Genomic DNA, 23,573 nt, shown 5'->3' with positions numbered 1-23,573 from the left:
AGTTTGCTAAAGGTAAATAGTTACCCAATTTACTTTCTACATATCAATTTGATCAGCTCACAACACTCTCGCCAGCTCCCCTTGCCGAATGTTCACTTTTCTCAACTAAGTACAAGGTCGCTTGTCGCTTGAGTTGTTCCCATTCCGCATCTTCCACAAAAACTCCATCTCGCCAAGCAATCTCTTTAGTAAAAAGCAACTTATCTGAACTTATATGGCGTGTATACTCTGGCGTATACCTTGGTATATCAAAATCATTCGTAGACAACTCGATTTCAACAGTACCACCGAGGTTTGTAGAGAGATTAGAGCTATGTGAATACCATATTTCTGGTGCTATTTTACCCAAATTTAAAATATAAGTGACTTGCTTGGGTTCTGAATAATCAGTCCAAACAGCTCGACAAGCTTTTCCCTTCTCAGCCAATTTAAGTAACTCACCATGAATGAACCAAGGGTTGTGACACCGTTGAAGAGTAATAGAAATAGACTTATTGACAGCCATTTTATCAATAGCAAAATCAAGCACGGTAGGAAAGTGGCAAGCAACACTACTCGAATGAAGATTAACGTTAAGACAGCATTCATCATGGTTAGTAACGGTCACAGCACGATCCGTCCCCCAACTATTGCGTTGGTTCGCATTGTTAAAATGGCGAATTCCATCTAGGCCAAACATCTGTAAATCCGCTACCATCGCTGCTATAACATCAGCTTCTCCACATACACGTCGTGCTCCTAGAAAAGCCTTCTCCACGGTAGAAACCAACTCATTGTGCGATACAATCATAATTTTGGCTCCTTAGCTGGATTACTGCTTGGCATCAGTGGAAATAGCCAATTTTCATTCATTTCAGCTAACTCAAGATCACTAAATAGAGGAGCGCCCTGATAAAAAGTGACTCGCACCCAACGATCAGAACGTGGATCAAATTTAGTTGCACCGAGAATTGCCAATTTGCAACGTAGTAAATGAATAGGCAATGCGTCTTGCCTAAGGATATTGACTTGAATCTCTCCCATTTCTCCTTGCGCCATTGTCCAAACTCTGCGCGCTATGGTTCGATATTGTGGATAATGCAATAGAAACTGGGCGATGGTAGAATTAGCAGCGTATTTACGTAGCTCGATATAAAGTCGATTAACTTGGCGACCAATATCTAGTGGCAACTCTTTCTCTTCGCCATATTCTTGACCACGAACTCCTAATCTTGGCTCTTCCTTATCTTGAGAACGGTACCAGAACCAATAATTATTCTCTGGTAAAGAATAGTCTTCATCGATAGCCCAGCGATACTTTTCTTTTAGAAGCACAATTAAGTCATCGACGGAGCTCTGAGCACTAATCGTCAGAGTCTCCTCAGCATTCATCTGCTCTTCTAACTCATCTACTAGTGTTGGATACATTTCTATCAAACAAGAAAGAATCACCTCCTGTGTTTCGACACTAAACTGATTAAAGTACTTAAGGTTATCCCGCCATGGCCGTTCTTGAATAACTTTGCCTGTAAGGTGTTGGATGATGTTACTGAGTTCAGCCATCGTTTGATGATTAGACGCAGCTTGGCCTGAATTAATGGTCTTTGCCTGCTTTAAGTGCTTGACTGCTTGATCAAGTAGTTTACAAAATCTTGGCTGGGAGCCTATGTCACATCTCATAGACAAAACCCTTGATATCGCTTTTTCTCGGGCTGTCATCCATTGATCCACAATACAAGGGTGGTTAACCAGATAAGGTGCCATACCAAGACCGGTCGCATTGCCAATACCTAAATAACGTCTTAGTCCTTTTTCAAGTTTTACCGCTTTATCTCCACCAACCTGCTTTGCAAGATAATTGACCCAATCTAAGCTAAATTCTCTTAAGAGGTACACCGCACACATTTGAGCACTGAAGGAATATCGAAAGTCAGTATTGGTCTCGAGTAGTTTGAAGTCAGCAATTCCAAATTTCCCATTGCCATATACCGCCGTTGTGCGTAATACATAGCCAACCTCTGCAAGTGAATCTGGCAGAGGTTGCTCACCTTTAGCTAATTTAGCAACAAGATGACCAAACACTCGCACACTTTTATTCGCCCGACCAAGTACTAGCACTTTATTTCTGAACCTTCCGGCTTCCTGCAATGGGACATTAGCACGCAACTGTGCCATAAGTTGTTCGTCAAGCTCTCCAATAATAAGGGCGAATGTCACATCCCATTTTTCAGCAATAACTCTATCATTTCGTTCTGTATCACTGATCTGGTCACAAAAGACTACCAAGTGATAAGTGTTTTCAACTGTCGTTAATCGATAAACAACATGCCCAAACCCTAATTGATCAAGCTGCCACTGTGTGTGAGTTAACTGCCATTTTTGACGTGCCATTTTACGAATCAGACTACGTGAGAAACTGATTCTATTTTGGTGCATAGCGCCTAGCCTTTCTGGTGCCATTACAATATCTGCATCGCGCAGTGACGTATTTATATCAGTAGTTTCATGTGCATCCATTTTACTCACTACCTCTTGTTGTTATAGAAAAGATTGTAATTTTTAAATTGCGTGGCCTTATAGGCCCTGCTCTTTGGCCATACGTAATGCAAACTGAGGGGCATTCCATAATGAAGGAAGTAATATGAGCGAAACTGGTACTGCTGTAATAACGATAAAAGACTGCAATGCAGAGATTCCACCTGAACCTAATGAAATCAATATTAATGCCGTTACACCCATCATGACTCCCCAAAATGTTCTAACCAAAGCATTGGGTTCAGTATCACCACTGATTACCACGCTGATGGTGTAAGTCATCGAGTCTCCCGTTGTGACAATAAAAATCGTAGTAAGGATTAGAAATAAGACAGAAACCAACATGGGAAAAGGCAGTTGTTGCGTCAAGGCTAGTAAAGCCCCAGGCAAATTAAATCCTTCAAACGCATTACTAATACTTCCAGGTTGTGCAATCTCGAAAGCTAACCCTGAACCACCGACTATGGTGAACCAAAAGCAAGTTGTTAGTGGTGCAATAATACTAATGGTGACAATAACTTTTCTAATGCTTCTTCCTCGTGAAATTCTCGCAATAAAAATTGCCATCATAGGCCCATATCCAAGAAACCAACCCCAGAAAAACACCGTCCACCAACTAAGCCAATCCTCGTCACCTCGGTAAGTCGCCATTGGAATAAAGGTATCAATCATGGTACCAACGCCTTGGATATAAACATTAAAAATAAAATTAGTCGGACCAAACACTAAGATGTAAATCATTAAGGCGATAGCTAACATCACGTTATATCGACTCAGTATTTGCATACCTCGATGTAACCCACTTAATGCAGATAAGGTATAAAGCGTAATTGCGGACAAAACGATAATCAGTTGCGTAACAAACCCATCAGGAATATCAAAAAGTGAATTTAACGCATAGCTAACCTGTAAGCCGAGAAAGCCAATTGGTCCAATAGTGCCTGCGGCCACAGCGACAATACAGCAAGCATCAATAAGCGCTCCCGTATGACCATTTAATGCTCTTTTGCCTAAAATTGGATAAAGTAAAATCCGTGGCTTAAGTGGATAACCTTTGTCATAGTGAAGGTGCATGACCACAATCGATGTCAAACTGCCTACGATTGACCAAGCAAGAAACCCCCAATGCATAAAAGATTGTGACAGTGCATTAATAGCAAGTTGATGAGGGTTATTTTCCGCAGAATAGATGGGAGGAGGGTTAACAAAATGCGCTATAGGTTCAGCTGCTGCCCAAAAGACACCACCACCAGCCAACAAAGTGCAGAAAATGATTGCTGTCCAGCGAAAAGCATCCATATCAGGCTTTCTGGTTCCGCCCAAAATTACATTGCCCGTTTTTCCTGCTGCGAGTACCAAGGCAATAAGAAATGTTAATAGCAATAACAGTTGCCAATATGGGCCAAAGACCTTGACCGACCATGCGAAACCAGTAGTCACTATTGAGGTAAGTAATTGATCATCGTATAACGCCAAGCAAACAAATAAAGCAATAAACCCACCGCTATACCAAAACGCGGGGTTCTTTAACCCAAGTTTGTCCGGAGAAGAAGTTCTGCGAGTAACATAGTGTTGATCAGGTGCCGAAACACTTATGCCATGAGGTAAATTAGACATACACTGACTCCAAAGAGTTTTACTAATTGTGTTGTCGTAGAATGCCTACCAACGAAGAACTCAATGGTAGGCAATGCTACGTTTTATTTTTGGGCTGGGTTAGAAATGGGCTTCAAGTCCCTGCTCTAGGAAAGAAAACCAATTTTCACCGAGTATTTTTGCTGTTTCATATGTACTAAAACCGGAATCGAGTAATCCGTTGTAGATATTTTCCATGCCTTGACTACCACTAAACCAAGGTAGAGCATCTGGCCATCCGGCATTCGCAGAGGATCCTTCACCATAATCCATCAGCTTTGACCAACGGCCATTGCGCATCCACTCCAATACATGTTGGGGCTGATTTAGACATAAATCACTGCCAATACCGAGGTGTTCCACACCACATAATTCAGCGGTTTCAGCGACCATTTGACAGAAATCTTCCAACGAACATTGACTCCCATTAGGCAGATGAAACGGGTATAAACTAAAGCCGATCAAGCCACCACGCTCAGTAAGCGCTTTAATAACAGTTTTTGATTTGTTGCGTCGCGCATCATAGGCAAAGCTTGGGTTCGCATGGCTAATACAGATTGGGCGAGATGAGAGATCAATCGCTTCAAGTGTTGAACGCTCGGCACTGTGAGACATGTCAATAATCATCCCTACTCGGTTCATTTCTTCAATGGCCTGTCGACCAAAACGAGTGACTCCAGCATCATCTTGTTCATAACACCCTGTCGCAAGTAAGCTTTGATTGTTATATGTGAGTTGCATAACCAGCAAACCCTGACGTCGCATTACCTCAATCAGACCAATTTCATCCTCAATAGGTGAACAGTTTTGTGCTCCAAAAAAGATACCAACTTTACCTTGCCGCTTTGCATCTTCTACATCTGCCATTGAAAGAACCGGCATAATCAGATCTGAGTTTTGCTCAAAGTGCATATTCCACTGCGCAAAACGTGTTAATGTCTGGCGGGCATCCTCGTGGTAAGCAATCGTCGCATGCACTGCGGTGATCCCGCTTGCTAGCAAAGTTTGAAAATACTCTCTGTTCCAATGACAATATTGCAGTCCATCGATGATAATTCGCTCTTGGTACATAACCACCCCTCAATAATTTGTATCATTTTCATACTTAAAGCAGCCTTGTCACTGCTTGAGAAAAATTAGTAAGGACGCTGATAAGCGGTTTTAACAACGGTGTAAAATTCCTTAGCATATTGTCCTTGCTCGCGGGGACCAAAACTGGACTCCTTCCGTCCACCAAACGGAACATGGTAATCTGTTCCAGCGGTTGGAAGATTGACCATCACGCATCCTGTTTGAGCCTGTTGCTTAAAGATGGCGCTGGTTCGTAAACTTTGTGTGATAATGCCTCCAGTTAACCCAAAACGAGTGTCATTGGTAACCTGAATGGCTTCTTCCAAATCTTTTACCCGTATTACGCTTGCCATTGGCGCGAAAACTTCTTCCTGATTCACTTCCCAAGCATTTTCAGTGTTGATAAATAGAGTTGGAGACATGTAGTATCCTTGATGCTTTAGCGCTAAGCGTTCTCCACCAAAAGCTAACTCGGCACCACTTTGGCGAGCCTTTTCTACCCAACTTAAATTAGCTGCTAATTGCTCACCATCGACCACTGGCCCCATGAAAATGCCCTCTTCCAAAGCATGACCAACCTTAATTTCACTCATACGTTTAATCAGTGCTTCAACAAAGGTGTCGTGGATATCATTCATTACAACAATGCGAGATGAAGCCGTACATTTCTGTCCTGCCCCAGAAAACGATCCTGCAATGGTCGCTTCGACGGCAATTTGAATATCTGCATCATCAGCAATCACTAATGCATTCTTACTGCCCATTTCTAACTGACAACGAACAAAGTTTGAGGCTGTCGCCGCTGCAACTTTTCGCCCAGTATCTACCGATCCAGTAAAGCTGACACCATTCACATCAGATGAATGAATTAAAGCATTCCCAACTTCGGATCCGGTACCTAATACCAAGTTGAACGTACCTGCAGGCATTCCTTGACGATGAATTATTTCAGTCAATGCAACGGCACTCGCTGGAGTTAGGTTTGCAGGCTTCCACACCACGCTATTACCAAATGCTAGCGCAGGTGCAATTTTCCAAGCGGCGGTAGCGGTGGGGAAATTCCAAGGAGAAATAATTGCCACTACACCTAATGCCTCACGCGTAACTTCAACCGATACTCCTGGACGCACAGACAACGCGCTATCACCGATTTGGCGTAATACTTCAGCAGCAAAGTACTGGAAAAACTGCCCAGCTCGATATATTTCGCCACGCCCCTCCACAAACGGCTTACCCTCTTCACGAGAAAGTATCTCGCCAAGTTCATCACAGCGAGTTATAAGTTCATCGCCAATCGCTTGTAGAATGGACTGCTTATGTTCAATCGGTGTTTTTTCCCATGTCGGTTGAGCTTGCTTCGCCGCCTGAATAGCTTGTTGTACTTGCCATTCACTGGCTTGGGAAAACTCCCCTAAATTTTCGCTTATATCAGAAGGGTTAATATTAGATACTGTGCTTTCACCTGCTTGCCACTCCCCTTGAATGTAGAGTGACTGCTCTGGTTTAACTTTATCAAATAAGCTCATATATATTTCCTTTGAAAATTTCTTAACTGTTAAATAGGTTATTTAGTCGATATTGATAGGCTGTTTGGGTTGGCAGCTGCATAAACCACAAATTCGACATGCATTTCTTCTCTTGCCAAGCCCGACACTATGACTGCGGCTCGATTTGGATATGGTGCACGAAAATATTGTGCGTAAATCCGATTAACACTCTCCAAGTACTGTCGGTCAGTCACATAAATCATGACTTGGAGTACCGAATCCAGAGATTCACCTGCACATTCTAAGGTATGAACTAGGTTACTAAATACTTGGTGAGTTTGTGCTTCAATACCACCACTGACGACAATCCCATCAGCATCAATGGGAATTTGTGCGGTATATAAAGTGCCATCTCCAACAACTGCCCACTCTAGAGGTGCCTTTGATGCAAATAACGAGGTTTTGATTGGGTGCTTTGGTATTTTACTATTCATGGGCCTTTAACCTTTGTTACATCATTGTTTTACAAAGGTTAAATCCTGCACTTTGACATTCGATAAATCTAACGGTAAATTCATTACACTTGATAAATAAAACTTATCATTGTATCCCTAAGTCAATAACTACAATGCACTTGGAGACAAACTCGTGAGTATTAAACTACAACAATTAAAGCATTTTGTGATGGTCGTCGAGGAAGGCGGTTTTCGTGCAGCTTCCCATCGAGCTAATCGCTCTCAAGCTGCGTTATCGACATCAATAAAAGAGTTGGAAAAAATCCTTGGGCAGTCGTTATTCGAGCCGGGAAATAAATCAAGATTAACTCCTTTTGGAAAAATCTGCTTACCCAAGATTGAACGATTTATAAACATATATATTGCATTAGATAATGATTTACGTGCCGCTGCTGCTGGCCAACAAGGAAGAGTCAGTATTGCTAGCGTCCCATCTGTAGCAGCAAAACTTATTCCAAACATATTGGGTGAGTTTAATCAAAAATACCCCAATGTAGAAGTGAGTTTGATTGACGATAATGCTGCTGGGGTTGAATCAAGGTTGTTATCAGGAGAGGTCGATCTCGCAATAGGTAATCACTCTAGTGTTAATGAACATAATATTGATTTAACACCATTGATGTCTGATCCCGTGGGGGTCGTATGCAAGCATGACAATCCTCTTGCGAGTACTCACCAAGGCGTTGATTGGCAGACCATACAAAAACAGCCCTTTATTCGTAATGGTACCTGCAGCTTACTTGATTCAACCCCAGCTAGAACGTTAAGCCAGAAAGCGCTGTATTCAGTTGAAAATATTACTTCACTCTTTTCTGTTCTGGAATTAGGTATAGGGATAACGACCCTGCCTAAACTTGCATTTCCAACCAAGCAAACCTCTCTCGTTTGGCTACCATTAGTAGAACCAAAAATAGAAAGAAAAATTGGGGTGTTCACCCTTAAAGACACAACCATGTCTCCACAAGCGCAAGCATTTCATGAACTATGCATTAAGCATTTAAGTGGTAGATAAATTAATTAAATCGTGCAATACAAGTTAAAACGTAATGAGTGACGCCTGTTTAACGAGTTGACCTATCTCTTGCCAACGGCCGCGGTCAATCAGCTGTTCCGGCACCAACCACGTTCCACCACAAGCAACAACTGAATGTATAGCAAGATAATCATCTACATTGTTGATGTCTATCCCCCCTGTCGGCAGAAACTTAACTGGGTAGACTGCCGATAACGCTTTGAGCATCGCGAGGCCACCTGATGGCTCTGCTGGGAAAAATTTTAACGTTTTAACCCCCATATCCATCGCCTGTTCAACCAAACTCGGATTATTGACGCCTGGAATAATCGGCACATGTTTATCCAAACAATATTGCACCGTTTTGGGGTTAAAACCTGGGCTAACAATAAAATCGACTCCAGCCTCGACTGCTTCATCAACTTGATCAGTTGTCAGTACTGTCCCCGCACCGATCAGCATATCGGGGTAAGTATCCCGCAATAGCCGTATCGCTTGAGCTGCACAATGCGTACGGAAGGTAATTTCAGCGCTTGGGATACCATTTTCGATCAGGGTGTGCCCTAAAGGCACGACATCATCTATCTTATTGATGGTAACAACAGGAATTATTTTTAGTTGTGTTAACTTCTTATCAATGGATGTCATAGCGTCATTCTCATACATATGTTCTTAGAAAGGTCATACATTCGTTTTCACATATACTGCAAATCTGAGTTTAAAGTCTCGATGTAATATTTCACTATAATAACGGATTAAGTTTTATTTTTCAGAAGTCGGCGCAGCTTAGTAAGCGAACAAAAAAATGGCACCATGTATTCATTCAAATGTTAATGAGATCACACGTTTGATAACTGAAAATATCAGGTTATGGACATAATATTATATTCTTTTTGGAAAAATACTTTGCTTTAAAATCCAGCAATCAACCCAATGGTAAATCTTAAGAAATTGAAATTATTGAACTTTTCTAAACTATACATTCATCCTTTTCCGAATGTATATACAGACTTTCGAAATAAAGTGGTGTCGTTTAAATTTCAAAATTAAACTATCTCTCATTACAAATCGTTTACTAAGAAAGTAAAGAACACTATGGATAATCACACGATAATTCAAGCTTTCATCGATATCGTTGGCAGAAAAAACGTTTTAACCGCTGAGAAAAAAACTGAATACTATCGATCCGGTTTTCGTTCTGGAAAAGGTAAAGCGCTTGCGATACTGTTTCCCGGTTCACTTGTTGAACAGTGGCGCCTCTTAGAAACAGCGGTCAAATCTAATTGTATTATTATCATGCAAGCCGCCAAAACCGGACTTACCGAGGGCTCCACACCCAGTGGTAAAGACTACGATCGCGATGTCGTGATTATCAATATAATGCGCATCAATACCTTACACCTTATCGATGGTGGTAAACAAGTCGTGAGTTTGCCCGGTGTTAGCCTTCACCAATTGGAAAAAAAACTCAAAACGGTCAATCGTGCTCCCCATTCGGTTATTGGTTCTTCTTCAATTGGTGCAACTGTTATCGGTGGCATTGCCAATAACTCAGGAGGTGCACTTGTTAAGCGCGGCCCTGCCTACACTGAGCTTTCACTATTTGGTCAAGTAACAAAGGATGGCAAGTTAGAGCTGGTAAACCACCTTGGAATTGAAGGATTAGGTAATACACCAGAAGAAATTCTCACTAATATCGAGCAAGGTAATTTTACACCCGACAATATACTTAACAGTGATGCTATGGCTTCAGATAAAGAATATGAGGCTCGAGTACGCAATATAGATTCAGATAGCCCATCTCGTTTCAATGCGGATCCTAGACGTCTATTTGAAGCAAGTGGCTGCGCTGGTAAGCTTGCGGTGTTTGCGGTTCGAGTCGACACCAATACTGTCCCTGAAAATGAACAACTTTTCTATATAGGATGCAATGACTCTGCAATGCTTAGTCAACTTAGGCGCGATATGCTGAGCCAGTTTACGCATCTTCCTGAAATGGGCGAGTATATGCATCGAGATATATTCAACTTAGCTGAAAATTATGGCAAGGATGTATTCTTATCAATTCACCATTTAGGTACAGATCGACTGCCAAAGTTCTTCGCTCTTAAGGCAAAAGTAGAAGCCATACTAAAACGTATTCCCTTTGTTTCAAATGAACTTCCAGATATCCTTATGTATTGGCTTAGTCAGGTGTTCCCGCAACATTTACCACAGCGTATGTTACAATTTAGGGACAAATATCAGCACCATTTGATTCTTAAAATGAGTGATGGTGGTATTGTTGAAGCCAAAAAATATCTCGAAGACATCTGGGCTAAAAACGAAGACTGTGAATATTTTATTTGTAGTGAGGATGAAGGCAAAAAAGCGTTACTTCATCGTTTTGCTGCAGCTGGTGCCGCTATACGTTACGAAACCATACATTCTAACGATGTCGAAGAAATTCTAGCTCTAGATATCGCATTGCGCCGTAATGACATTGAATGGGTTGAGCAATTACCAAAAGAAATAACGAAAGACTTAGTTGTTGGGCTTTATTATGGGCACTTTATGTGTCATGTATTTCACCAGGATTATATCTTTAGAAAAGGGGCTGACACGAAGAAAATCAAAAAGGAGATGCTTGAGCTCCTGACTCAAAAAGGTGCCAAATACCCTGCCGAACATAATGTGGGTCACCTTTATGAAGCCGAAAAACAGTTGCAGGCATTTTACCACGCACTAGACCCAACCAATACCTTTAACCCTGGTATAGGAAAAATGAGTAAGTATAAGCGCAACTGCAATTGCTGTTAAAATGAACCAAAATTCACTTGTTGGCTATCCCAGCCAAAACTTTCACACATCGCTTTGAGCTGACCCAACTCACTTTGGGTTTGCTCAACAATCCAGTTGTGTATTTCATCAATAACCAAATTTCGACTAGGTTTATAGCAAAAATATTGCCATTGGCTATGTTGCAAAATTACATCATCTGGGCATTTAAGAAACTCACGCTTAAGCTCTGGCAATACTAGTAATAGATCGGTAACCGTCACTCCTTGACCAGCTAAACACGCACTTAGTGCTAAATCTAAACTATAAAAAACGGTGTCTCTGCTTTTTTTTATTCCTTGCAAATTAGCCTGATTTAACCAATTCTTCCAGTCTTGGTGGTCGAGTGTGGCATGTAAATGAGGTAGTGTAAGTACATCTTGGAGCGGCACATTTTGATCTGATAGGGATTTAGCATACACTGGCGCCATATACTCCTCACGCAAAAAAGTCACATCTTTCCTGCCTTTGTATTTATCTCTTCGGCAAGTATTTACAATCAACAAATCACAGTCTTCCGAGTCTAAGTCTGGATCTTCTTCGATTGAAGGAATAATAACGATTTCGTGTTCAGGGTATTTTTCATTAAGGATAACAACTTGAGGTAAAAGAATACGAGTTGCGTAACCTAGCGCACTTTTTATCACAATCCTTTGCTTATGAGATGAAGACCAATCACCTATTAATTTATCCAATGCATGATAGCTTGCACTCAAGCTCTGGTATAACTCATAACCTTTTGCCGTAAGCTCAATCGCTCGATGCTTACGTAACACCAATGGAGCACTTAATGCTTCTTCAAGCTGTTTAACTTGTCGACTCACAGCACTTTGAGTCACATTTAATTCATCGGCAGCTTTAGTAAAACTCATCAAGCGTGCGACAGACTCAAATACTTTAAGCCCATTGTGCGAATAAGGAAGAAAATTATAACCAGACATTGCTTTCTCACATGATTTTAACTCATGTAAGGGTGACATAAATATCATTTGAAGGCCAGAGGCCAAAAGCGTAGTTTATGCTGGTAAACTACCCGAGGCATATAATGAAAACAATTCTCTCATTAGCATTCCCATTAATCATTTCACAGCTCATCACCATGGCATTAGTTTTAACCGATGTTTGGATGATGTCACAACTAAGTGTGTCTGCACTAGCAGCTGGCGGATTAGGGGCATCGGTTTACAGCTTTGTGTTTATTATTGCGAGCAGCTGTGTCGGCTGTGTCGCAAACCTTATTGCTATCGCTTATGGCCAGCGAATTGCAAGACCAGCATTTGGAAATCAACAAATTCGCCATGCCGTTAAAGGCGCTATATTACTGTCCTTCATTTTAACTTTAGTTCTCACTTTAAGCTTTAATTACGTTCCAAATTTACTCATTCTTTCCGATCAGCCTGAACAGTTAATTAATCCCGCAATGAGTTACCTCAATACCTTAAAGTGGGCAATGCTCCCTTCACTCATTTTGCTTGTCTTACGTGGCCTAACCAGTGCACTAGGAAGCGCTCGTTCAATTATGGCTATGTCGCTGTTGACCGTTGTATTAAATGTCCCGCTAAGTTACCTATTTGCATTTACATTTGAACAAGGTTTATCAGGCCTTGGGGCAGGTACGGCACTAGCATCTTTTATCGTTATGTTAGGTTATGGTTGTTGGGTCTTTAAACGATCAGAATATCGCTCATTTTCACCATGGACAAACATCGATGAATACTCATTTTCATTACTCAGACCCCTATTGTCTCTTGGATTACCAATCACAATGGCAGCATTACTTGAACATGGTTTGATTTATGGGGGAACTCTAATGGCTGGAGCTATTAGTGTCGCAGCCCTTGCATTGCACCAGATCCTGATTCAATGCCTAAGCTTTACTTGGAATATAAATTTTGGCTTCTCACAAGCAGCAGCAATTCTGGTTGGTCGAGATTTCGGCGCAGGAAACGCTGAAGGAATCAAACGCACAGTCAAGCGAAGCTTTATAATAACAACAATACTCAGTTCAGTACTCGCAGGACTCTTTATATATTATCCTGAAGCTATCAGCACACTATTTAACCTCGATACTCAAATGTCTGATTTATTAATAGCTGTGATCTGGGTCGTAGCCTTATCATTTATTGTTGATGCATGGCAGCTACTTGCAATCAACTTACTGCGTGGGATGAAAATAGTTTTAGCCCCCACTTTTGTCACAGCCATTGGCTACTGGTTATTTGGCTTGCCTGCTGCTTGGTTCCTAATGCAGGACTATGGTTTAGCAGGTATCTGGGGTGGTATAGGCATCGGGCTTGGTGTCTCTGGTATTTTATTACTCGCACAGCTTTTATCTGCGATCTACACACATAGAGCTATAAAACCTGATGCCAAAAAACCAAGTTATGCGTCTTAATGACTCTAAAAAGTGCAACGCTAAAAACCTGAACTCAGTAAATCAACGGTTACTCGTGAATCAAATACTTCAACAAATAGAAATACAAATTTCAACCGATTTTTCGTCAAGATAACACTCATAATCTGAAGTATAACTTCGCTCATGTGGACAATCTTCATCACTAAAATAAGACCAAATTTGTCCCCATAAACCAATCACTGAATCAGGCATTTCACCTTTAGCCACAAAAACTAAATATTTACCAGAAGCTACCGCTACTTCTCGAGTATTCTCCACCCCCTTAGAAAGCATACAAGTAGTAGCAAGTGTAAGATCATAATGTCCATTTACATCAGATTCATAATTACTATATATACCATACACACTCGTCTCTGGGCTTAAGTTTGGGGCCGTATGTTGGTAGAAATACTGCCAAAGACCTGCTATTTTTGCTGTCGATGGGGTTTTTTCGGCGAAATTACTAGTACGAATCGTAAAACCGGCTAGTGTAAAACCTTCTAAATATCGAATTTCCATTATGAACCTTTCATCATGTAGCTATGTATATTAGTTACTTAACGCTATTCTATATTACACTAATATACCTACAAAACTCTATCAATATAAAAACTCATTAAAAACGACCTTCAAATAATTTAAAATAAACACTGGAAAAATTGTAAAAAAACATTTAGATTCTCAAAAAATAATAATAAATACACGTAACATCAAGACGAGTTTAATACTTGTCTGAAATAGCTTTTAAACATGAAAACAATCACAGTTTGGCAAATTTAAAATGATAGATAAAATAATAAGACTAATTACTGATAGTAAGCATGATACCGGCGGGGTTAAGTTTCTAGCTCAAGAAATGGGAATAAAGTATAGTACTTTATATAGCTTGTATTCAGGTAAAAATAGTAATCCGACGATAGAAACGGTTGGAAAAATTTGTGATTACTATAATATTAATTTTTCAGATCTTTCAGATGATGCAGTTCCTCCATATCACTTTGATAGACTAAATACTGACATTATAGAGTTATGTAAAAAAAGAGACACTGACATCTACATTAAAAACAACCTATTAATTGACACTTTGCCTAAAAGCAGTCAGCTAATATTTGAACAATTTGTCCCTCCATTAAAAAACAAAAACCATTATATTTGTATATCAAAATCAGGAGAAGTTGTGCTTAGAAAAGTAATAGAAGAAGACAATAATTTTATTTTTATATCTTCCAATAGGATAATTCACGAAGATAACTACCCAATCATGCAACTTAAAAATGTCAAAATTTAACTTATTTAAAATAAGAAAAAAACGCTCTAACTTATATTCTATCGACGGATTAGTAGGATTTATTGATAAGGAGATGTTTAAATATGCTTATATTGATAAGCATGATATCGAGCTTCATAAGGGAATATACTCAATTTCTGATGAACGCATTCGTTCTATTAACGTAAAAGACAAAACCATTGAGATGGAGATATCCGATATTCCGGTAACCGTCTCAATGAAAAGTCTCCTAACACCTTCAATTAGAAAAAAGCTAAGGATAAGTAATGAAAACTTTATAGCTATTTATCACCTTATGGAGCAATGACTCTTGAAGCTGCTTGAAACCTCGACTATGGTGGCAACTCTTGGTATTTTTTGCTTTCTTACAGCATCAAACTTAGCGTCAGAAAAAGCTATAGAAGTATTTGGTATTTACTTAACTGCTGGATTCTTTACCTACCCGTTTGTTTATTTCTTTTCATCAATCATTATCGCTACACGATCACCAAAAACTTATTTTAGATGTATAACTATGGCGTATTTAGGCTATCTTTTTTTTATAAGCTTAATGTATATGGCCGCGATTATTCCAGGAATCAATACTGAATCAAACTACAACCATAGTTTTAACTCAGTTTACAGTTTAGGTAACTATCGTGTTTACTTATCATCGTTATGTGCCTACTTTGTTTCTATGTCTATGTTTGGAGTTTTATTTACTGCAATTAGGATTAAAAATATTGCCTTGCGCATTACACTTTCTACATTTTTTGTTGCTTTAGTCGATGTTAAGTTATTCCTAGTTTTGGCTTTCTTGGGTGTAAAAGAAAACAACTTACTGCTCAATATTATTTTTTGGTCCAGTGTTGTGAAGTTAGTTGCGCAATTAATCCTGCTCCCACCAGCTATTTGGGTCATTAATCTGATCCGTGATAGAGATGAATACTGCTTTTCAAATTAGTGATCTGTACTTACAAAAAAACCTGCCTAGTGGCAGGTTTTTACTATACATTTATTGCTGATTAGTCGCGAAGAGAGGCACCAAATTTTTCAGATACATGGGCAACAATTGCATCAACTGCACCCGCTATATCTGCATCTTCCAAGGTACGCTCTACCGACTGAAGTGTTAGCGCAATGGCTAGGCTCTTCTTACCTTCTTCAACACCTTTACCTACATACACATCGAAAAGGCGCGCATCTTTTAAGAACTCACCACCTTTTTCTACGCACGCGGCAACTATGCCACCTGAAGCGATGGTATCATCAACAACAAGTGCGATATCACGACGATTTGAAGGAAATTTAGAAAGCTGCACAGCTTCTGGAATAACTTTGGTATTGATGGTAGACCACTCGATTTCAAACACAATCGTGCGACCGTTTAGGCCAAGCCTACGCTCAAGCTCTGGGTGAACGGTACCAATTACGCCGACTTCTTTTCCATCAACCATGATTGCAGCAGATTGTCCCGGGTGCAATGCCGGATGCTTGACCGTAGCAAAAGAGTACGCTTTTTCATTGGCAGACAATTCCAAAATCGCTTCAAGATCGCCTTTCAAATCGAAAAAATCAACCGTGTTGGTTTCTATATCCCAATGCTCTTCACTACGAGCACCTGCTATCACACCAGCCAGCATTGGTTCTTGGCGCATGCCGTTTTCTGCAGACTCGCAAGGAATAAAGCGCAGCCCATATTCGAACAAACGAACACGCGGCTGTTGACGTTTTTGGTTGTGAACTACTGTGTTGAGTAGACCTTGGATTAAACCTAGACGCATTGCTGACATATCAGCAGAAATTGGGAAAGGTAGGATCAGAGGCTCAGCATCTGGCACAATCAGTTTTTGCTGCTCTGGCTCAACAAAGCTATATGTGATGGCTTCTTGGAAGCCACGATCCACGAGCAAGTTACGAACGCGTTTCAGCGGAATATTCGCTTCAACATGATCGTGCATTTTCAGATCAGCGGCTGGGCTCTGATTTGGGATATTATCATAACCGTAGATTCGACCAACTTCTTCGATCAAATCTTGCTCGATGGCAATATCAAAGCGCCACGTTGGTGCAGTCGATGCCCAACCGGCTTCGGTTGTCACTACTTGCATACCCAAACGCTCTAAAATCTCAACGACATCTGCGTCGGTAATATGATGGCCAAGTAGACGATCAAGCTTAGTACGTCGCAATGCAACGGTGTTAGGTTTTGGCAAATCGCTGGCTGATTCAACAGCAACAATGGGAGCGACTTCACCGCCACAGATTTCAACCAAAAGCTCTGTTGCACGTTCCATAGCACTTGCTTGCAGTGCGTAATCGACACCGCGTTCAAAGCGCATTGATGAATCTGTGTGTAAACCATAACTGCGAGCACGACCGCGAATATGATCAGGCGCGAAGAAGGCACACTCTAGTAACACATCTTGGGTTTCAGACGTTACACCAGAATCCTGACCGCCAAAAACCCCTGCAATACCTAGTGCTTTATTATGATCCGCGATAACCAGTGTATCAGCATTCAATTCCGCTTCACTGCCATCGAGCAGCGTGAGCTTTTCACCCTGCTCAGCCATACGAACTACAATACCACCCTCGATTTTGTTCAAATCGAAAGCATGCATTGGTTGGCCTTGCTCTAGCAAAATGTAATTCGTAATATCAACTACTGGATCAATAGAACGAATACCGCAACGGCGTAACTTCTCTTGCATCCAAAGCGGTGTTTGAGCCTTAACGTTAACATTTTTAACCACGCGACCAAGATAACGAGGACAAGCTATAGACGCTTTTACCTCAATTGAAACCGTATCATCAATAACGGGAGCAATTGAGTTTATAGAAGGCTCAATCACATCCGAACGATTTAAAACACCAACTTCACGAGCAAGACCACGAATGCTAAAACAATCAGCGCGGTTTGCAGTAAGATCGACATCAACAGTTACGTCGTCTAAGCCTAAAAACTCACGAAAATCAGTACCAATCACTGCATTTTCAGCGAGTTCCATGATGCCATCAGATTCAACATCAATGCCTAGCTCAGTAAACGAGCACAACATACCATGAGAAGGCTGACCACGTAGTTTAGCCTTCTTAATTTTGAAATCACCGGGAAGGACAGCGCCTACTGTCGCAACCGCCACTTTAATTCCTAGTCGACAATTTGATGCACCGCATACGATATCAAGCAGTTCATCTTCACCAACGTCAACTTTAGTCACACGAAGTTTGTCCGCATCAGGATGCTGACCACATTCGACAACATGGCCAACCTTAACACCTTTAAAAGAACCAGCTACAGGAAGAACATCGTCAACCTCTAAGCCAGCCATAGTAATTTGGTGAGTCAACTCATCAGTTGAAACCGAAGGGTTTACCCACTCACGAAGCCAAGTTTCGCTAAATTTCATAGTGATGTATCCCCTAGTTTACTTGAACTGTTTTAGGAAGCGCAGATCGTTCTCGAAAAACGCTCGTAGGTCGTTGACGCCATAACGAAGCATAGTTAGGCGCTCTACGCCCATGCCAAATGCAAAGCCAGAGTATTTTTCTGCATCAATGCCAACACTGCTAAGAACATTAGGGTGCACCATGCCACAGCCCAAGACTTCTAGCCATTTACCATTCTTACCTTTAACATCCACTTCTGCTGAAGGCTCTGTGAACGGGAAATAAGAAGGACGAAAACGAACTTCAACTTCTTCTTCAAAAAAGTTACATAAGAAATCATGCAAAATACCTTTTAGCTGCGCAAAGTTGACATTCTCATCGACTAACATACCTTCCACTTGGTGGAACATTGGTGTGTGTGTTTGATCGTAATCGTTGCGATACACACGGCCCGGAGCAATGAAACGAAACGGTGGCTTTCCATTTTCCATTGTGCGGATCTGAACACCCGAAGTGTGCGTACGCAACATAAGGTTTGGATTAAAAAAGAAAGTATCATGATCAGTGCGTGCTGGATGATCTTCTGCAATATTCAGTGCATCAAAGTTATGAAATGCATCTTCAATCTCAGGACCAGACTCTGTATTAAAACCTAACTCACCAAAGAACTGCTCAATACGCTCAACAGTGCGAGTAACAGGGTGTAGACCGCCATTTTCTATGCGGCGACCTGGTAGAGTGACGTCAATGGTTTCTGCTGCCAATTTTGTTTCTAATTCAGCACGTTGTAGTGCATCTTTTCGAGCCGCAATAGCTTGCTGAACAACACCTTTGGCTTTGTTGATCTCTTGGCCAGCACTGCGGCGTTCTTCTGGTGGTAGTTTTCCTAGGCTTTGAAGCTGAGCGGTCAGCTCACCTTTTTTACCTAGATACTGAACGCGCACTTCATCAAGTGCGACTAACAAATCTGCTGCATCAATAGCAGCGTTAGCGTTAGCAATAATCTCTTCTAGATGTTGCATCGTTTCCTCATCTACCTTTTGGTAGTTTCCATAAGGTTTCCCGATAGGGATTTCAGGCTTCGTAAATAGCCCCACATAGTAACCAAAGCGCTGTCTAAAGCCAATCTGAAATACACATTGAGCTGCAATTTAATGCAAGTTTTTTCCTTGCGGCCCAAGCTCTGGCTCCACACCATATGCTGAGAGCAGAAAAACATGTTTCTAGGGACGAGAGTTAATCACACAGTTGAATAACAGGTTGTATAAAGCAAAAAGCTGTCTAGAGTTGGTTAGAGGTTGATGCTTAGAATGAATAGGGAGGAGCAGCCAGTGATAAGAGCAGCGTTATTGTCGATTTTGGCCACATGGATAAGTTTTGCACATAGCCAAGATTACCAAACTCAGAAAATTGCATCAGGCCTTAAAGTTCCTTGGGGAATGGCGTTTTTTGATGATATTACATTGCTTGTCACTGAAAGAAATGGCCATATACTTACCCTTAATACCAAAACAGGAAGCACATCTAAGTTGATGGAGAACCCAACTAAACTGTATGCGTCAGGCCAAGGTGGCTGGATGGATATTGCCCTATCTCCATTTGAAAAAAATAAGTTCTATGTCACTTATAGCCAGAAAACTCAAACGGGATCAGACACAGCATTAGCAAGTTTTCTCTATCAATCTGGAAAACTTTCTCAGTTCGAAACCATTTTTACCTCAACCTCTAATTCCAACACAAGCCGACATTACGGAAGTCGCTTAGCCTTTGATAAAGATCATGTGTTTATGAGTATTGGTGACAGAGGAGAAAGGCCAAACGGGCAAGATTTTAGCACTCATGCTGGCTCTATCTTAAGGCTTAATCCAGATGGCAGCGCCGCAAAAGATAACCCTTTTATCACTCTACCAAACGCGCAAAAAGAGTTGTGGAGCATTGGCCATCGCAACCCACAAGGTTTGTATTATGATGGCGAGTCAGAAACCCTTTGGTCAATCGAGCATGGGCCAAGAGGCGGTGATGAAATAAACCTCATCAAGAGAGGCGCCAATTATGGTTGGCCAATAACCTCACACGGTAAGGAATATTGGGGACCGATTAATGTTGCTGATGCCACAGAAAAAGAAGGCATTGAATCACCAGTTAAGGTTTACGTTCCATCAATTGCTCCTGCAAGCCTATTATTATACCGAGGTAGAAACTACCCAGAGTTGAATGGCAAACTTCTCGCCCCAGCGCTAAAGCTCAAGCATATCAATGTTATCACTATCAATAATACCCAGTCAGCAACTGAAGAAACTCGCATTCTTGATAACCTAAAAGAACGAATTAGACATGTTATCGTGAGCCCAAAAGGTGAAATTATTTTTAGTACCGATCAGGGCAATATATACCGTCTTATTAAAAGCAGCTAACTTGTAAGATAGTGAATCAGTTCTTGCTTTAACTCTTTCAACACACCCGGTTTAGGTTGGGTATGTGAAAGGGTGCGCATGCCGTAAATACCCATGACGACAAACTGAGTCAGTTGCCCAGCAGATTTATTTTTGTTCACGTACCCCACATCTTGAGCCTGAGAAATTTTATTTTCAATAGAACGATGCCAATCCTGTAACATAGAGCTAATGAGTTGCTCAACTTCTAAGTCTTGCTGCGCCAATTCACTCAAGGACTTTTGCAATAAACAGTCTTTGATCGCTTCTTTCTCACACTCATCCACAACAGAATCTAGGTAACGATTTAAGCCATAGAAAACGTTTTCTTGCTCTTTGAACAAGGTTTCAAATTCACGAGATTTGTCATCACGATACTGACCAAGCGCCGCGATCAAGAGTCCACGCTTGTTTTCAAACGCGCAATAAATTGAGCCAGGATGTAGCCCTGTTGCTGCTTTTAGGTCCTGCATACTGGTTTTGGAATACCCTTTACTTACAAAGGCTTCCATTGCAGAACGTAGCACGGTTTCACGATCAAATTCTGCGCTGCGCATTATCATTCATTATTTAAATTATCAGTAATGGTCTATTTTATCTGATTTTGAACAGACATTCAAAAAACATGTTGAATGTTCATTCAAACTAGACTAATTTGAATGAACATTCAAAAATCAATCAAGGAATACCCATGGAACATTTATTTGAAGCTATTACGCTTAACGACGCCATTACACTCAATAATCGCATCATCATGGCACCACTCACTCGTTGCATGGCAGATGCTAATCTTGTACCAACCGATGACATGGTTAAGTATTATGCTCGCCGCGCAGATACTGGGCTTATCATCAGCGAAGCAACCATAATAAGGCCCGATGCACAGGGCCATCCCAATACTCCTGGAATCTATACTCAAGCACAAATCGCTGGCTGGCGAAAAGTCACTGACGCTGTTCACCAAAATGGGGGCAAAATTTTCCTTCAGTTATGGCACACAGGTCGAGTAGCACACCCATATTTCTATAACGGTGATTATGTGCTTGCACCTTCCGCTATCGGCGTTGAAGGCACGGTTCCGCGCATGCGAGCGCTTGAATACATCACACCAAAACCCGTAAGCCAAGAAGATATAAAAGAGCTGGTTGAAGATTATCGCCAAGCAGCGATTAATGCTCTAGAAGCTGGGTTTGATGGCGTTGAAATCCACGGGGCCAATGGCTACTTAATTGATCAATTCTTACATTTTACCAGCAACCAGCGCGAGGATGAATTTGGTGGAAATGCCGAAAATATGGCTCGATTTGCTTTGCAAGTGGTTGACGCAGTATCCGATGCTATCGGCCCGCAAAGAACCGCGCTTCGCCTCTCACCTGGCGCGTATTTTAATATGGAATCCGATCCAAGAGACAAACAGGTTTTTGACTACCTATTACATGCTTTGGAAAGCAGAGAATTATGCTATCTGCATGTTGGTATATTCGACGATAATATGACTTTTGATTACTTAGGCGGCAAGGTGTCTGATTATATGCGTGCTCATTATAGTAACACCTTAATGGGCGTTGGTGGCTTTACACCTGAAACTGGCAATGCCGCTTTAGTCGCCGGGAAATTTGATTTATTAGCCATAGGGCGCCCATTAATTGCTAACCCAGACTATGTTGCTAAAGTCAAAGCTGGCGAAGCACTCATCGACTACTCGAATGAAATGCTCGCAAAGCTTGTGTAATAAAACATAAATAATAGGCCATATAACAACATGGCCTTCAATTTTGGTAATCTCTATAGTCCATTTTTTTCACCGCATAGATCCTCAATATGTTCGCCATTCCTAGAAATAACGAACCCCTTGTCGCTTTTAAATATCTTACTATATTTAAAGTTAGTAAGGTTAGTAAGGTTAGTATATGAAGGTATCATTTAACCCAGTTTTATTATTTTTATTACTAATATCCGACACAGCTTGGGCAACTTCTAAACCTTTAAGCCCATCTGAACAAAAGGTAACCATTTATTACTACGACCGAGAACCACTTCGTTTCAAAAATGACGACGGTAATGTAACTGGAATATTGATTGATATTAATAGATTAGTGTTCGAGAATGCTAAGATATCCTTTGAATTCAATAAACGACCTTTCAAAAGAATAATGGAGGAACTTAAAAAACCTGATGTAAAAGGATGTGTTTCTGGAGTCTACAAAACAACTCAAAGATTAGAAGGGTATTGGTATAGTGATGAGCCTCTGTTAATAGAGAAGCCTTTTGTTATCGTTATAAATAATGAAAAACGTCCTAGAATATCAGAAACAGTAACTGTAGCTGAAGTTTTTACCTCAGATCTAAAATTAGGCACATATAGTGGTTTTTCATATGGGGCATGGTTTGATAAGAAAATGAATGAATACAATGCTAATAGACGTAATGTCAGTTACGTTAAAGACATAAAACTAACCAAAAGTGCACACTTACTCCATCTGTTGGCAGAGGGACGTGTGGATTACGTGTTAATGCCCTATCTAGAAGCAAAATGGATCTTAAACCACAACGACGAGATATCTAAATACGTTAGTATCGTTAACGTCTCTGATGCGCCTGAGGAACATTCACGCTACCTTGTCTGCAGTAAATCAATATCTAAAGCTGAAGCTACGATGATCAATAAATCCCTTGGCCAAGCAGTAGAATCAATGGAATATAAGAAAATTCTAGATAAATATTATTAAGATATAGGAACTCGATTTTAAAGGCATAAAAAAACCGCCTAAAAGGCGGTTTTTTTATTTTTGGAGCGACACATGAGGCTCGAACTCATGACCTCAACCTTGGCAAGGTTGCGCTCTACCAACTGAGCTAGTGTCGCGTATTTGGTTAGATGGTGCCCCGGGCCGGACTTGAACCGGCACAGCGCGAACGCCGAGGGATTTTAAATCCCTTGTGTCTACCAATTCCACCACCAGGGCACGCAAATCTAAAACTTGCGATGGAGACACCATCTTGATAATGATTTTTGGTCATCACTATCATAAAAT

Annotated in this window: 20 protein-coding genes, 2 tRNA genes and 1 pseudogene; 9 read left to right on the top strand and 14 right to left on the bottom strand. The window is 41.0% G+C overall.

What is annotated here, in order from left to right; genetic code table 11:
- Window positions 1-52 precede the first annotated feature (52 nt).
- The 6 genes and pseudogenes from OCV27_RS06675 to OCV27_RS06650 form a co-directional block, all read right to left on the bottom strand.
- Window positions 53-790, bottom strand: a complete 738-nt coding sequence (locus OCV27_RS06675) for a DUF3726 domain-containing protein (protein ID WP_125322349.1) — start codon at window positions 788-790, stop codon at window positions 53-55.
- Window positions 787-2,496, bottom strand: a complete 1,710-nt coding sequence (locus tag OCV27_RS06670; protein ID WP_125322350.1) for a hypothetical protein — start codon at window positions 2,494-2,496, stop codon at window positions 787-789. Before OCV27_RS06670 ends, OCV27_RS06675 begins: the two co-directional genes overlap by 4 nt.
- 57 nt (window positions 2,497-2,553) lie before the next feature.
- A pseudogene (locus OCV27_RS06665) lies at window positions 2,554-4,065 on the bottom strand (BCCT family transporter); the annotation flags it as partial.
- Window positions 4,066-4,230: 165 nt separating this feature from the next.
- Window positions 4,231-5,220, bottom strand: a complete 990-nt coding sequence (locus OCV27_RS06660; protein ID WP_125322352.1) for a membrane dipeptidase — start codon at window positions 5,218-5,220, stop codon at window positions 4,231-4,233.
- 65 nt (window positions 5,221-5,285) lie between these two features.
- Window positions 5,286-6,746 carry an aldehyde dehydrogenase family protein gene (locus tag OCV27_RS06655; protein ID WP_125322353.1) on the bottom strand — a complete coding sequence of 487 codons (1,461 nt, stop codon included), beginning with the start codon at window positions 6,744-6,746 and terminating at the stop codon, window positions 5,286-5,288.
- Between the two features lie 38 nt (window positions 6,747-6,784).
- The gene (locus OCV27_RS06650; RefSeq protein ID WP_125322354.1) at window positions 6,785-7,201 is read right to left on the bottom strand and encodes a RidA family protein; all 417 of its coding nucleotides are present in this window, start codon (window positions 7,199-7,201) and stop codon (window positions 6,785-6,787) included.
- A gap of 154 nt (window positions 7,202-7,355) precedes the next feature.
- On the opposite strand from OCV27_RS06650, the gene OCV27_RS06645 reads away from it, so the two are divergent.
- Window positions 7,356-8,234 carry a LysR family transcriptional regulator gene (locus OCV27_RS06645; protein WP_125322355.1) on the top strand — a complete coding sequence of 293 codons (879 nt, stop codon included), beginning with the start codon at window positions 7,356-7,358 and terminating at the stop codon, window positions 8,232-8,234.
- A gap of 24 nt (window positions 8,235-8,258) precedes the next feature.
- On the opposite strand, the gene OCV27_RS06640 is transcribed toward OCV27_RS06645, so the two are convergent.
- Complete coding sequence (locus OCV27_RS06640; protein WP_125322356.1) at window positions 8,259-8,882, bottom strand: bifunctional 4-hydroxy-2-oxoglutarate aldolase/2-dehydro-3-deoxy-phosphogluconate aldolase; 624 nt, start codon at window positions 8,880-8,882, stop codon at window positions 8,259-8,261.
- A gap of 447 nt (window positions 8,883-9,329) precedes the next feature.
- Between OCV27_RS06640 and dld the strand changes: the two genes are divergently transcribed.
- Window positions 9,330-11,033, top strand: a complete 1,704-nt coding sequence (gene dld / locus OCV27_RS06635; protein WP_125323358.1) for a D-lactate dehydrogenase — start codon at window positions 9,330-9,332, stop codon at window positions 11,031-11,033.
- Here dld and OCV27_RS06630 read toward each other — a convergent pair.
- On the bottom strand, window positions 11,030-11,992 hold the full coding sequence (locus OCV27_RS06630) for a LysR family transcriptional regulator (RefSeq protein ID WP_125323357.1): 963 nt from the start codon (window positions 11,990-11,992) through the stop codon (window positions 11,030-11,032). The genes dld and OCV27_RS06630 overlap by 4 nt on opposite strands.
- 104 nt (window positions 11,993-12,096) lie before the next feature.
- Here OCV27_RS06630 and OCV27_RS06625 point away from each other — a divergent pair, with 104 nt between their 5' ends.
- Window positions 12,097-13,446: an MATE family efflux transporter gene (locus OCV27_RS06625; protein WP_125323356.1), complete on the top strand. Its 1,350-nt coding sequence runs from the start codon at window positions 12,097-12,099 to the stop codon at window positions 13,444-13,446.
- 69 nt (window positions 13,447-13,515) lie between these two features.
- Here the strand turns inward: OCV27_RS06625 and OCV27_RS06620 are convergent, their stop codons facing one another.
- Window positions 13,516-13,965: a GyrI-like domain-containing protein gene (locus tag OCV27_RS06620; RefSeq protein WP_125323355.1), complete on the bottom strand. Its 450-nt coding sequence runs from the start codon at window positions 13,963-13,965 to the stop codon at window positions 13,516-13,518.
- Window positions 13,966-14,227: 262 nt separating this feature from the next.
- Between OCV27_RS06620 and OCV27_RS06615 the strand changes: the two genes are divergently transcribed.
- From OCV27_RS06615 to OCV27_RS06605, 3 genes are read left to right on the top strand one after another with little or no spacing between them, the layout of a single operon-like run.
- Window positions 14,228-14,734, top strand: coding sequence for a helix-turn-helix domain-containing protein (locus OCV27_RS06615; RefSeq protein ID WP_337969416.1), 507 nt, complete (start codon window positions 14,228-14,230; stop codon window positions 14,732-14,734).
- Complete coding sequence (locus tag OCV27_RS06610; RefSeq protein WP_125322565.1) at window positions 14,721-15,041, top strand: hypothetical protein; 321 nt, start codon at window positions 14,721-14,723, stop codon at window positions 15,039-15,041. The genes OCV27_RS06615 and OCV27_RS06610 overlap by 14 nt, the downstream gene beginning before the upstream one ends.
- Before the next feature lie 3 nt (window positions 15,042-15,044).
- A complete protein-coding gene (locus OCV27_RS06605; protein WP_125322566.1) occupies window positions 15,045-15,677 on the top strand; it encodes a queuosine precursor transporter in 633 nt (210 codons plus the stop codon).
- Between the two features lie 61 nt (window positions 15,678-15,738).
- Here the strand turns inward: OCV27_RS06605 and pheT are convergent, their stop codons facing one another.
- Complete coding sequence (gene pheT / locus OCV27_RS06600; protein WP_125322567.1) at window positions 15,739-18,126, bottom strand: phenylalanine--tRNA ligase subunit beta; 2,388 nt, start codon at window positions 18,124-18,126, stop codon at window positions 15,739-15,741.
- Between the two features lie 18 nt (window positions 18,127-18,144).
- A complete protein-coding gene (gene pheS, locus OCV27_RS06595) occupies window positions 18,145-19,128 on the bottom strand; it encodes a phenylalanine--tRNA ligase subunit alpha (RefSeq protein ID WP_125322580.1) in 984 nt (327 codons plus the stop codon).
- Between the two features lie 288 nt (window positions 19,129-19,416).
- Between pheS and OCV27_RS06590 the strand changes: the two genes are divergently transcribed.
- The gene (locus tag OCV27_RS06590) at window positions 19,417-20,520 is read left to right on the top strand and encodes a PQQ-dependent sugar dehydrogenase (protein ID WP_125322581.1); all 1,104 of its coding nucleotides are present in this window, start codon (window positions 19,417-19,419) and stop codon (window positions 20,518-20,520) included.
- Here the strand turns inward: OCV27_RS06590 and OCV27_RS06585 are convergent.
- Window positions 20,517-21,095, bottom strand: a complete 579-nt coding sequence (locus OCV27_RS06585) for a TetR/AcrR family transcriptional regulator (RefSeq protein WP_125322568.1) — start codon at window positions 21,093-21,095, stop codon at window positions 20,517-20,519. The two genes, OCV27_RS06590 and OCV27_RS06585, sit on opposite strands and share 4 nt — an antisense overlap.
- Window positions 21,096-21,229: 134 nt before the next feature.
- Between OCV27_RS06585 and OCV27_RS06580 the strand changes: the two genes are divergently transcribed.
- Together OCV27_RS06580 and OCV27_RS06575 are read left to right on the top strand one after the other, a co-directional pair.
- The gene (locus OCV27_RS06580) at window positions 21,230-22,270 is read left to right on the top strand and encodes an alkene reductase (RefSeq protein WP_125322569.1); all 1,041 of its coding nucleotides are present in this window, start codon (window positions 21,230-21,232) and stop codon (window positions 22,268-22,270) included.
- A 178-nt stretch (window positions 22,271-22,448) separates the two neighbouring features.
- Window positions 22,449-23,267: a substrate-binding periplasmic protein gene (locus OCV27_RS06575; RefSeq protein WP_125322570.1), complete on the top strand. Its 819-nt coding sequence runs from the start codon at window positions 22,449-22,451 to the stop codon at window positions 23,265-23,267.
- A 61-nt stretch (window positions 23,268-23,328) separates the two neighbouring features.
- Here OCV27_RS06575 and OCV27_RS06570 read toward each other — a convergent pair.
- Together OCV27_RS06570 and OCV27_RS06565 are read right to left on the bottom strand one after the other, a co-directional pair.
- Window positions 23,329-23,404, bottom strand: a tRNA-Gly gene (locus OCV27_RS06570).
- 13 nt (window positions 23,405-23,417) lie between these two features.
- Window positions 23,418-23,504 (bottom strand) — tRNA-Leu (locus OCV27_RS06565).
- Between the last annotated feature and the right edge of the window lie 69 nt (window positions 23,505-23,573).

Origin of the sequence: Vibrio pectenicida (genome assembly GCA_024347015.1) — a bacterium.
Classification (GTDB): domain Bacteria; phylum Pseudomonadota; class Gammaproteobacteria; order Enterobacterales; family Vibrionaceae; genus Vibrio; species Vibrio pectenicida.
The sequence above is the reverse complement of the archived record's forward strand: the minus strand, read 5'-3'. Positions and strand labels throughout refer to the sequence as shown.